The organism is Buttiauxella sp. BIGb0471 (assembly GCF_024807715.1).
Lineage (GTDB): Bacteria > Pseudomonadota > Gammaproteobacteria > Enterobacterales > Enterobacteriaceae > Buttiauxella > Buttiauxella agrestis.
This window is the reverse complement of the sequence record NZ_JANUEU010000001.1, coordinates 726,016-737,432: the sequence shown is the minus strand read 5'-3', so window position 1 is coordinate 737,432 and position 11,417 is coordinate 726,016. Positions and strand designations below refer to the sequence as shown.

9 protein-coding genes are annotated in these 11,417 nt (G+C 54.0%); 1 reads left to right on the top strand and 8 read right to left on the bottom strand.

Going from position 1 to position 11,417, the window contains the following annotated elements:
- Nucleotides 1-11 precede the first annotated feature (11 nt).
- From tar to M2371_RS03425, 6 genes are all read right to left on the bottom strand, one after another.
- Nucleotides 12-1,685 carry a methyl-accepting chemotaxis protein II gene (gene tar / locus M2371_RS03450; protein WP_259266894.1) on the bottom strand — a complete coding sequence of 558 codons (1,674 nt, stop codon included), beginning with the start codon at nucleotides 1,683-1,685 and terminating at the stop codon, nucleotides 12-14.
- Between the two features lie 177 nt (nucleotides 1,686-1,862).
- Entirely contained in the window at nucleotides 1,863-2,834 is a 972-nt protein-coding gene (locus M2371_RS03445; protein ID WP_259266893.1) for a spore coat U domain-containing protein, read from the bottom strand.
- Nucleotides 2,831-5,227, bottom strand: a complete 2,397-nt coding sequence (locus M2371_RS03440) for a fimbria/pilus outer membrane usher protein (protein ID WP_259266892.1) — start codon at nucleotides 5,225-5,227, stop codon at nucleotides 2,831-2,833. Before M2371_RS03440 ends, M2371_RS03445 begins: the two co-directional genes overlap by 4 nt.
- A complete protein-coding gene (locus M2371_RS03435; protein ID WP_259266891.1) occupies nucleotides 5,203-5,955 on the bottom strand; it encodes a molecular chaperone in 753 nt (250 codons plus the stop codon). Before M2371_RS03435 ends, M2371_RS03440 begins: the two co-directional genes overlap by 25 nt.
- A gap of 15 nt (nucleotides 5,956-5,970) precedes the next feature.
- The gene (locus M2371_RS03430) at nucleotides 5,971-6,444 is read right to left on the bottom strand and encodes a spore coat U domain-containing protein (RefSeq protein ID WP_259267263.1); all 474 of its coding nucleotides are present in this window, start codon (nucleotides 6,442-6,444) and stop codon (nucleotides 5,971-5,973) included.
- A gap of 86 nt (nucleotides 6,445-6,530) precedes the next feature.
- Entirely contained in the window at nucleotides 6,531-7,079 is a 549-nt protein-coding gene (locus M2371_RS03425; RefSeq protein WP_259267262.1) for a spore coat U domain-containing protein, read from the bottom strand.
- A gap of 427 nt (nucleotides 7,080-7,506) precedes the next feature.
- Between M2371_RS03425 and M2371_RS03420 the strand changes: the two genes are divergently transcribed.
- Entirely contained in the window at nucleotides 7,507-8,769 is a 1,263-nt protein-coding gene (locus tag M2371_RS03420; protein WP_259266890.1) for a dicarboxylate/amino acid:cation symporter, read from the top strand.
- A 122-nt stretch (nucleotides 8,770-8,891) separates the two neighbouring features.
- On the opposite strand, the gene cheW is transcribed toward M2371_RS03420, so the two are convergent.
- The gene (gene cheW / locus M2371_RS03415) at nucleotides 8,892-9,392 is read right to left on the bottom strand and encodes a chemotaxis protein CheW (protein ID WP_172893862.1); all 501 of its coding nucleotides are present in this window, start codon (nucleotides 9,390-9,392) and stop codon (nucleotides 8,892-8,894) included.
- Nucleotides 9,393-9,419: 27 nt separating this feature from the next.
- On the bottom strand, nucleotides 9,420-11,408 hold the full coding sequence (cheA, locus tag M2371_RS03410) for a chemotaxis protein CheA (protein WP_259267261.1): 1,989 nt from the start codon (nucleotides 11,406-11,408) through the stop codon (nucleotides 9,420-9,422).
- Between the last annotated feature and the right edge of the window lie 9 nt (nucleotides 11,409-11,417).

The window sequence follows — 11,417 nt, the reverse complement described above, 5'->3', positions numbered from 1 at the left end:
ATTAAAGATTCTTAGAAAGTTTCCCAGTTATCGTCTTGCCCGTTCGTCGTTGCACGGCTCGGCTTCAGTGTTGACTTGAGCGTCGGTGCAGGCGTTGAGGGGATATTGACTACAGGCGTCGCGGCAGATTCCGGGGTTAAACGGAAGGCTGCCACCAGCTGACTTAACATGCTGGCTTGTTCTTCAAGTGCGGCGGCGGCAGAGGCAGACTCTTCCACCAGCGAGGCGTTTTGCTGGGTGACACGGTCCATTTCTGAAACGGCCAGCGCCACCTGGTCGATACCCCGGCTTTGCTCGTCAGAAGCGGAAGCGATTTCGCCCATGATGTCGGTCACGCGCGTGACCGCATTGACGATATCGCTCATGGTTTCCCCGGCGCTTTCTACCAGCACTGAACCGGTATCGACGCGGGAAACAGAATCTTCAATCAGCGATTTAATCTCTTTGGCGGCTTGCGCGCTGCGTTGCGCCAGGTTGCGAACTTCACCCGCGACGACCGCAAACCCACGCCCCTGCTCACCCGCACGAGCGGCTTCTACCGCAGCGTTCAGCGCCAGAATGTTGGTCTGGAAAGCGATGCCGTCAATCACTCCGGTGATATCAGCGATTTTCTTCGAGGAACCCGCAATGTCGTGCATGGTTTTCACCACACCATCCACCACTTTGCCACCGCGCTGGGCGGTTTCGGAGGCGCTTAAGGCCAGCTGCGAAGCCTGACGGGCGTTCTCCGCATTCTGCTTCACCGTGGCGGTGAGCTGTTCCATGCTGGCGGCCGTTTCCTCAAGCGATGCGGCCTGCTGTTCGGTGCGGGAAGAGAGATCATTGTTTCCGGCGGCGATTTCGGTGGCACCGCTGTAAATCGCGTCCGAACCGTCACGCACGCTACCCACGGTAATAATCAGTTCTTGCTGCATGTGGCGCACGCTGGAGGTCAGCTCGCTGATCTCGTTGCGCCCGGTTGAGACGATATTTGCTGTCAGATTGCCGTTGGCGATTTCGCGAATATGACCAATAACCACCGCCAGCGGTTGCAGCAGAATGCGGCGCATTCCAAACCACACCAGCACGATTACCGCGAACAGCGCCAGTGCGAGACAGGCAATCTGCCACTTGGCAAAGTTATAGTCGTTAGCGCTGGCAATATAGGATTGCTCGTACATGCGGTCATTGAGCGCAATGTAGTCGCTATATTCTTTCTGAAGGGCGTTTTGCAGACTTTGCGTGGACTGCGCAAAATAGGCGTCCATGTTGCCGCTTTCCAGATACCCCACCAGCTCGCTCAGTGCCTGGTTGTAGTTCTTGTAGTCGTCATCAATGCCTTGTACCAGGGCTTCCAGCTCCGGATTAATGGCGGGAATTTGTTTGAACGCGGCGTAATGCTTTTGCGCTTCAACGAGGGATTTTTTGGCGTTATTGAGCAATTCCGTTTTTGCTGCACTTTGCCCGTTGCTGGCATCCATCATCATGCGGGCCGCAGAGCGGCTCAGGTTGATGCGCGTTTGCAGCATCAACTCCCAGGTGTTTGCCAGTTCTGACTGCTGAACGCGTAACTCCCTGGAAACTTTAAAACTGTCGTTATTTTGTTTGAGTGAGTTAAAAAACATTCCGCCAGAGATGAGCTGGAGCAGCGCGAACACCACCAGCACCATCATTAGCATGGTGACAACGCGAATACGGTTCAACATATAACACCCTTTTAATGATTTCTTATCGGTGTTATCGGCATGTTGTGACGGAACTTTACGTGAAACTTTGGTGCAATTCCGTGTCGGGGGCGCTGCGCTTGCCCGACCTACACCCCCGTTGGCATTGGGTTTTCGTAGGTCGGATAAGCGCAGCGTCATCCGACACCTGGCCGTTATTTAAAACGCCACATCGACGACCAACGTATCGGTATACGCGCCTGCGGGCGGCGTTGTTTGGCTGGTCAGCACTTTTGCCACGTAGTTAAAGTTTCGCAGTAAACCGTCGCTACTCAATCCTGACGATGCCGCGCTCGCCCAGCGTTCTGTGCCGAGGCTTCCCCAGCGGTCGGTGCCGTTAGATTTATAGAGTTCATAGCTCATGTAATTGTTGCCGCTTTTCATACGCCGAAGGTTGCCGCTGGCATTTGAACCATTGCTGACGCCAACGGTGTAAGTGCTGCCTTTGGTGCAGGTAATCGCGATACTTTGCGAAACGCTTTTAAAGTTTTGCACCAACGGCGCGCTGTCAAAATTTACCGCCGGGGCAGAAATGGTGCTGCAATCGTTGGTGACGGTGAGCGTCACCGTCATATCCGCGCTGCCGTTTCCCGTCTGGTAGGCGAGACACACCGCCACGCCAAGGCTGCAAATATTCCAGTCGAGGCGAAAGTTGAGCACCACGCGATACGGCCCGGCGCTGACGTTTTGCCCGGCGACGGTCCGCAGGTAAATCGGCAACGCATAGCGCTTGCTGGCAAGCAGATTCAGCAGCGTGCTGCCGCTCCAGGTGTAAGTTCCTCCCGCCTGCACTTCACTGCTTCCGGCACAGCCCGACTGCACGCAAACCACCACCGGGACGTTATCCGGATTAGCGGGTTCATCCGTGCGGCGTAACAATCCGCGGATCCCCGTAACCGCTGGTGTGGCCCCCAGATAAGTGAGTTTTATGGAGTCGGAAGTCAGCAGGTTAAGGACGGTGTCGCAATCGAGCGTCAGTGTGGCGCTGGTATTCTGCACCGTGGTATTCACCACAAACGAACTCTGGCTACCAAACGACGCCGGTTGTGAGCCTTGAGTGCAGGCCGACCAGGCAGGCATGGCGATCGCCAGCAGCAGTGCCACCAGTAGCCACGCGCCGGGCCATTTCATTTTGCTCCCTCAACACACACCAGCGGGCCGTAGGTTTTCAGTTTGCGATCGGGGTTACTTTCAAGTTTAAGCGTGGCGCGACAACGCTTGCCGTCCGGCGTGCTCACCGTCAGGGGATTCACATCGCTGAGGTTTTCGAGATACACAATCCCGTCGTATCCCACAGGAACTGGCGACTGTAATGGGCGATAAACCTGGCTTGCCACCGGCAGCACTTTCCCCTGGCTGTCTTGCAGAATAACGCTGGCCACACGCTGTTGTTCCATAGGGAAATCAAGTAAATAACCGGAGTGACGGCGTAACGCAACGCGCCGTTCGGTGTCTTTTATACGCGTGTCGGCAGGCAGATTCAGCGTGTTGATGCTGTAGTTTGCCGGGTAATAAGAGGAGACGCCGCTAATTAACAAATAGCCGTCGTCATCGGTGGTGCCAATCGGCTGGTTTTCAAAATTCACCGTGACATCACGATAACCATGGGTGCTAACTACCATAAAGGCGTCGTTGATACGGTTGGCTGCCAGAAACGTGTTATCCATCATCACCAGCGAGCCGGACATTTCTCCCCACTGGGTGTAGTTTTTGCGCTGCCCGTAAACACCGCCCTGCAATTCCACTTTATTATTGCGCCAGCCCAACGTCGCCTGCTGATAATCGTCGCTATCACTTTGGTGCGCGTAGGCCATATTCCAGCTAAAACCGCCGTTGACTGGCATCGCGTGGTTGTAGTTAACCCGTTGCGAACTCCCGGCATCCGGCGTGCTTTCTACGCTGAATGCGGCGGAGTCTGACGCGCCGAACGGCACCTGGAGTGAAAGCGCCACGCTCCAGCCGTTTTGCGCGGGATCGTGGCTGGCGGCGAGATAAAAACTGCTGTCTCCCCACAGGTTCTTGCTCCATGACACGTTGAGCAGTTGCGTTTTTTCGTCGTCAAAACTGCGCACGTCAATCCACGCCGCGCCGACGTTGCCGTAGCTTCCAAGGTTAAAAGAGAGCGAGTATTGATCGGTGCTGCGACTGAGGCTGGCGATGGGCTGATTATTTTCGTCGTACATATCGGGCGAGTCATAGAGTGCCAGATTACCAAAACCACGCTCGCGATGGCTGTGCTGGGTGCCGATGTTAAAACTGTTGGTGCTGTACTGATAACCCCAGTTAATTTGCTGCCCGCCTTCGCCACGCATTTCGCTGCGCGAATACGCGCCATTGATCACCCCAAAACGGCCAAGTTTTAACAAGGAACCGACGCCGCCCAGCGCAAGAGATTGTGCGCCCTCGGCATGGCTTTCCAGCGTCCAGTATTCGTTGACACCATAGCGGTACGAACCGCTGGCCGCCGCAGGACCATAGGAAAAGTTATCAATGCCATAGTCACGCCGCATGGCGCCGAGGGTTAACGCCCCGTCGCTCAGGCCAGGCTTGAGCAATTCACTGGCGACATAAAAAGGCAGCGTGGTCGAAACCTGGCGGCCAAGCGCATCGGTCGTCACCAGAACCGCATCGCCTGAACCATTGATGTAGGGCAGATTCGTCAGGGTGAACGGGCCAGGTTGCAGCTCGGTACTGCCGCTGCGATAGCCGTTGATAAACACATCAACCGTGGAAGGCACCGCCGCTTCGCCGGAAAACGCGGGCAACGGGTAGGTAATGAGATCCGGGCGCAACGAGAAATCACGGCCAATGGACACGCCGGCCATGCGCACGCTGTTGCTCCAGCTTAATGAATCGCTGACCACATCCCCCGCCGACCAGCTGATAATGTCGTCTTCGTCAGTGCCAGTGAGCGTGGTGTCGTAACGGATATAACCCTCGCCGTTCCCTGAGTCGTAACCAGAAAAACCCTCGCGCACGGTGCCGGTAGACGAAAGACTGAGATTGCCGCTGAACAGGCGTAACTCATGCCAGAGCGAAGCCTGGCCGCCGCTGTTATCGGCATGGCTGGTGTAGAAGTCGTAATTGAGCAGCGCCCCGCTGCCGCTCAAAGGTTTAAAGCTGGCGTCATTTGTGCCAAGTGTAATCGCCTGCCGAGGAAGCCATTCGTTAGGGACTTGCATCAGCAACCGTTGCCCGGCGCTATCGTACTCAGTTTTGACGTCTTTGAGCGACGAGACATTCACTTCTTCATCGCGGAATTTATCGCCCGGCAAACCGGCGCGTTGTAAATCGGCCCGGCTGACAAAAAACTGCCCGCCACGCTGGGTCACAGGCACCACCTGGCCGCTGTCCCACTGGTTAAAAACCAGTGATAAATGAAACTGAGCGGTCTGGTTCAGCGCCTGCGCATCCGGCGGCGGAGGCAAAGCATCGTCTTCTTGCGCGGCATGGCTGCATATCGGCAAAGACAGAAGAAGCATCGCCATCGGTAATCGGCTCAATTGACCGGAGAGGTTTGCCATTGTTCGGAACGAGCGTTGATCGTTGCAGACAATTGGTCAGGCCGTGAAAGTGATGCGGGTAACGGCCATTCTCGCTGGCTACCGGGTAGCACGTAGCCCATCAGTCCGTCGGCTAACACCCGTTGTTGGCTGCCCTGGCGCAGAGTGACTTTACTCAGGCGGGCATGAACGTTTCCGCGATTGGTGACTTGCAACGTCGGTTTGCCGCTTTCATCAACCACTCGCCACGACAACTTCGCCGGTTCGGTATTGGCGTGATTGCCTGCCGCCTCTTCAGTGACCATGCCCGCACCATAGGCAAACAGCGGGATGGAATAACGCATCTGCAATTTCAAACCCATTTGCGGTTTGTTGTTATCCCGCGGCTGGGGAATTTCATCCACCACAATGCGGTAAGCCTGCTCCTGGTTTGGTGGCACAACATTTTGTTTAATCAGGCGAATCAGCTGTTTACCCCCGCCCGCGATTTGTACAATAGGCGGGCTGGCGACCACATCTTGTTGCGGCTGGTATTTTTCATGCCCATCCTGCTGCTGCCAGCCGACCACTCGCACCTGCATGGTCGTGGCCTCGCTACTTTGATTTTGTATCCATAATTCTGCGGCTTTGGCGTCGGGAGCCAAATAGGGATCAATAGGCCAAATCAGGATATTCCCGGCAGCCAGAGCCTGAGCGCTGGCGAAACAACCTGCCGCGAATAACAGTTTATGCGTGAGCCATGGCGTCATTATTTTCTCCCTTTTTTACCATGACAGCGTCACGGTGAGTTGGTCGGTATAAGTTCCTGCCGGGCTAAAACCCGTTAACTGCGCCGCACCATAAATCGGCAAAGTGATGTTGTTACTGTTGCTGTAGGTTATCGCCACTGCCTGATTCACCAGAATTTCCGTGTTGGCGGTTAATGCCCCGCTGGTGTAGAGGCGGTATGGCACCGCTTCACTGCCGCCGGTGCGTACCATATTGCGCACCGAGGTGTAATGTTTGCCGCCATCGATGGTCATGCTTAACACCACTCCGGGGGTGCAGGCCAGTGCCAGCGAGGTGTTGGGAATAAACGCGTTGCTGGCGATCCCGCTTTCCACGCCGTTATGGCTGCCGAAATTCAACGTGCCAAATAAACCGCCACTGCCGCTGGCAACCGAGCACCCCGGTGTTATCGTCGCGCCCACCTGGAATGATTGCTGGGTGACAGCACTTGCCGGAAGCGCCACCATCATCCCCAAAAGCCAGGCGTGAATTTTATGCAAAGCGCGGCCCTCAGCAGGGGCATTGGCCTGCTGTTATATTGATAAAAAGCGATTAATTAATACGTGACGCTGACGTTAATCACATCCGTATACGTTCCCGGTTTCACCGTAACGCTTTCTCCCCCGCCCTGTATGCGCCCGTAAACAATGTAGTTGTCTACGCCGTCGGTGGTGGATGCTTTCGGAATAGCCGTATTGTTGGCGATTACATTATTGAAGGCGCTGTCGCTGTAGATGCTGTAGGCCACACCTTGCGTTGCATCTGTGGTGTTCACCAGATAACGCGCGGGCGTGCCTGGCGTGCCGACTGTTGTGCCCGGTGCGCCGTTGGTGCTGCCGGTCACTTGCACGGTGTAAGTCGCGCCGTTAGTGCATTGAATACCAAAACTGTTGCCGCCCGCAGCGCCAGCCAGTTCAGTCGTCAGGGTTGAGAATGTTGCCGGGTGAGAACCGAAATCCAGCGTACCGAAGTTAATGCCGTTTTGAGCAGGCGACCCGTTTATCAGGCAGCCGTTGGTTAAGGTGAGTGTCGCATTAATTGTGCCATTGCGGGTCACCGCTTGCGCCCCGCTTATGCCACAAAGTAAACCGCTTCCACAAAGCATTAAGAGTGCGTGTGCTTTCATCTTTAAGCCCTCATTTTGCACATCCAATCCCCAATGACTGCCTGGGCGCTGCATACGCTAACTTATTGAAATTTAGTTTAGGTATTGAGAAATGACCAGAAACTGAACGGCAAATCACCCTGTCGTCGTATTGCAAAATATTACGCTGTTTAATCAGAGGGTTAATCGCCAGGTGGCGGGGTTGTCACGGAAGATAGAGGGAGATATTAATATTATTTTCGTGATTGTTGTCACAGTGTTACATAAGAGATTCTGCATTAACAAATACGACAAAAAGTAAAAAATAGTTGAATCCTTCCGCGCTTTCATTCAATTTATGGGCCGAATATAAATTGGGCAAACATAAAAATTATATATGGCTCAATAAGTTAATTAAATGTTACTAATCGACGGGGTTATTACGTAATTGTCTAGTTCAAACAAACTCACGCTATTTATTCTTCTATTCATGTTTGCCGGGATTCTCTCCGGTGCGGCAATCCATGAATACGCCGCGGCTGAAAACATCAAAAGCTATGCCGAAAATATCACGCTGTTTACGGACATCTTTTTACGTCTGATCAAAATGGTTATCGCTCCGTTGGTGTTCAGCACCCTGACGGTAGGTATCATGAAGATGGGCGAAACCTCGACCATTGGCCGCGTCGGCGGCAAAGCGATGGTGTGGTTTGTGTCCTCCTCCATCCTGTCGATTCTGGTGGGTTTGTTTATCGTGACCCTCCAGCAACCCGGTGCCGGGATGAATCTTCAGGTGCCTGCGGGCGACGTTCAGACCGGCCTTGCGGTGAGCGGTATGAACCTGAAAGCGTTTATCTCGCATACCATTCCCACCAGTATCGCGGGCGCAATGTCGAATAACGAAATTCTGCAAATTGTGGTGTTCTCCCTGTTCTTCGGTATTGCTGGCGCTTCTCTTGGTGAGAAATTTAATACGCCATTAGTTGCCGCGCTGGATGTGGTTTCCCACATCATGCTGAAAGTGACGGGCTACGTGATGTATGTGGCACCGCTGGCAATTTTTGCGGCTATCTCTTCGGTGGTTGCGACCGAAGGCCTGGGTATTTTGCTGAATTACGCCTCGTTTATTGGCGGCTACTATCTGGCGATTATCCTGACCTGCATGGTGCTGATTGGTGTCGGTTATATGGTGCTCAAGCGTGATGTGTTCCGCCTGATTGCCATGCTCAAAGACCCGGTTCTGGTGGCGTTCACCACCAGCAGTTCTGAAGCGGCTTACCCTAAAACGCTCGACCAACTGACCCGCTTTGGTTGCTCGCGCAACATCGCGTCTTTCGTGCTGCCGATTGGTTATTCGTTCAACCTGGTCGGTTCGATGGTGTACTGCTCTTTCGCCTCGATGTTTATCGCCCAGGCTTACAACATCCACCTGACCTTCTCTGAGATTGTGGTGTTGATGCTGACGCTGATGCTGGCCTCTAAAGGGATTGCAGGCGTGCCACGCTCCGCACTGGTGGTGCTGGCGGCGACGATTCCAAGCTTCAATATTCCGGTAGCCGGTATTTTGCTGCTGATGGGTATCGACCACTTCCTCGACATGGGTCGTTCAGCGATTAACGTGCTGGGGAATGGTGTTGCGACGGCGATGCTGTCGAAGAATGAAGGTGAGATGGAAGAGCCAACTGAGATTGGCGAAGAGATCGAAGCTTAAGCCTTTTCTTTCGTAGGTCGGATAAGCGCAGCGCCATCGGACAAAATCGGTGGACACGGTGGATGACGCTAATAGCTTATCCACCCTACCAAAGCTTTTCCGACCTACTTAATATTCGTTTTCTACGCCACGCGTGCCGCGCTATCCACCAGCGCCATCTCTTCGCTATTGAGCAGTTTCTCAATATTCACCAGAATCAGCATTCGCTCGCCCAGCGCGCCAAGACCGGTGAGATATTCCGTAGACAGCGTCACGGAAAACTCCGGTGCCGGGCGGATTTGTTCTGCGGTCAGCGACAGCACGTCGGATACGCCATCCACCACAATCCCCACCACGCGTTGCCCTAAATTCAGCACAATCACGACCGTGTTGTCGTTGTATTCCACGCCATCCTGCTCAAACTTAATGCGCAGGTCGAGAATCGGGACAATCACACCGCGCAGGTTGGTCACCCCTTTGATAAACGCAGGCGTGTTGGCGATGCGAGTCACCTGGTCATAGCCACGAATTTCCTGCACTTTCAAAATGTCGATGCCGTACTCTTCGTCGCCGAGCGTAAAGACGAGGAATTCTTGCCCTACCGTTTCCCCGGTCAGTTTTGTTACATTGGTCAATCCAGTCATTTTCTTATCCTTCCTCAGTACCCGGGATCAGGCGGCGTGGCCTGCCATACGTTGTTCACGATTCAAACCTTGCAGCGCGGAAACATCAACAATCAGCGCCACGCTGCCATCACCAAGAATGGTTGCGGCAGAAATACCCGGTACTTTGCGATAGTTGCTTTCAAGGTTTTTCACCACCACCTGATGCTGACCAATGAGTTGATCAACCAGCAGCGCATAACGGCGTCCGGCGCTTTGCAGGATCACCACAATGCCCTGCGTGGCTTCGGTTTTTGCGCCGCTTACATCGAACACTTTCCACAATTCAACCAGCGGCAGGTATTCACCGCGCACTTCCAGCACGCGTTCACCACCCGCCAATGGGTGCAAATCATCTTCTTTAGGTTGCAGCGATTCCATTACCGCATTGAGCGGCAAAATGAACACTTCATCGCACACTTTGACTGACATGCCGTCGAGGATCGCAAGGGTGAGCGGCAGCATAATGCGGATAGTGGTGCCGACATTCGCCTGAGATTTGATCTCAACGTGGCCCCCCATTTCCTGGATGTTACGCTTCACCACATCCATACCCACGCCGCGCCCGGACACGTCCGTCACCTGCTCTGCCGTCGAGAATCCAGGGGCGAAAATCAGCATGCCCACTTCGTCGTCAGACATGTTTTCATGCACTGGCATGCCTTGCGACAGCGCTTTGGCAAGGATACGTTCGCGGTTAAGGCCAGCACCGTCGTCGGACACTTCAATGCAGATGTTCCCGCCCTGGTGTTCAGCGGAAAGAATCAAATTGCCGACCGCCGATTTCCCAGCGGCGAGGCGTTTTTCAGGCGTTTCGATACCGTGATCCAGGCTGTTACGCACCAGGTGAGTCAACGGGTCGATAATGCGTTCGATTAAACTTTTATCCAGTTCTGTGGAGCTACCTTGCAGGGTCAACTCCACTTGTTTATCCAGTTTTCCGGCCAAATCACGCACCAGACGCGGGAAGCGGCTGAAGACATATTCCATTGGCATCATACGGATAGACATGACTGACTCTTGCAAATCACGGGCGTTACGTTGTAACTGACCCATACTGGTTATCAATTCGCCGTGTTCAACCGGGTCAAGTTCGTTAGAACGTTGAGCCAACATCGACTGGGTAATCACCAGTTCGCCCACCAGGTTTATCAGCTGATCAACCTTTTCGACCGCCACACGAATACTGCTCGACTCGTTAACACGCGTAGGTTTCGGTTCACGTTCAACACGAGGTGCAGCAGGCATTGCCACCGGTTGAGGCGCGTTAACGGCTAACGCCACCGGTTCTTCAATGACGTCAATGTCTTCAACGGCAGACGCAGCGGGCAGCGGCAGAAACTCAATTTGCTCAGGCTCGATAACAAAGCAGAGCACCGCGCTAATGTCGTCAGCACTGACGGTGGTTTCCATGGTGGCGGTGACAGAATTTGCCCCCTTTTCCACATCGCTTAATGTGCCAAGATTACCCAGCTCTTCGAGCAGCAAATCGAGTTCGCTCGCTTTCAGCCCCGTAATGGCAATACGCAGTTTCCCATCACTTGCAGGCGGCGCTTCAAGAGTATCTTTCTCTACGACCGTCAGTTTTGCAGGCGGCGCAGGCGTTTCACCTTTGGCTTCCAGAGCCAGTTGGCGTAACGCTTTGCAGATATAATCGAAACTCTCAGCATCCGGTTCCTGTGAGTTTTTATACGCGTCCAACTGTTCCTGCATAATATCTTTGGTTTCCAAAAACAGGTTGATGATATCGGTGCTGAGTTGCATCTCTCCACGCCGTGCGTCGTCGAGCAGGTTTTCCATTAAATGCGTGGTTTCCTGCAAAACGGAGAAGCCAAACGTCCCCGCGCCCCCTTTAATCGAGTGCGCGGCGCGAAAAATGGCGTTCAGCAGTTCTGAGTCCGGCGCTTCTGGCAGCAGATTCAGCAGGTGCTGTTCCATATCGGCCAGCAGCTCGTCGGCCTCGTCAAAAAATGTCTGGTAAAAATCGCTGATATCCATACTCACGCT

Excerpts from the sequence above, each read along its gene's own strand:
- tar (WP_259266894.1), bottom strand. The coding sequence starts at position 1,685 with ATGTTGAACCGTATTCGCGTTGTCACCATGCTAATGATGGTGCTGGTG.
- M2371_RS03430 (WP_259267263.1), bottom strand. The coding sequence starts at position 6,444 with ATGATGGTGGCGCTTCCGGCAAGTGCTGTCACCCAGCAATCATTCCAG.
- cheA (WP_259267261.1), bottom strand. The coding sequence starts at position 11,408 with ATGGATATCAGCGATTTTTACCAGACATTTTTTGACGAGGCCGACGAG.
- M2371_RS03435 (WP_259266891.1), bottom strand. The coding sequence starts at position 5,955 with ATGACGCCATGGCTCACGCATAAACTGTTATTCGCGGCAGGTTGTTTC.
- cheW (WP_172893862.1), bottom strand. The coding sequence starts at position 9,392 with ATGACTGGATTGACCAATGTAACAAAACTGACCGGGGAAACGGTAGGG.
- M2371_RS03440 (WP_259266892.1), bottom strand. The coding sequence starts at position 5,227 with ATGGCAAACCTCTCCGGTCAATTGAGCCGATTACCGATGGCGATGCTT.
- M2371_RS03425 (WP_259267262.1), bottom strand. The coding sequence starts at position 7,079 with ATGCTTTGTGGAAGCGGTTTACTTTGTGGCATAAGCGGGGCGCAAGCG.
- M2371_RS03445 (WP_259266893.1), bottom strand. The coding sequence starts at position 2,834 with ATGAAATGGCCCGGCGCGTGGCTACTGGTGGCACTGCTGCTGGCGATC.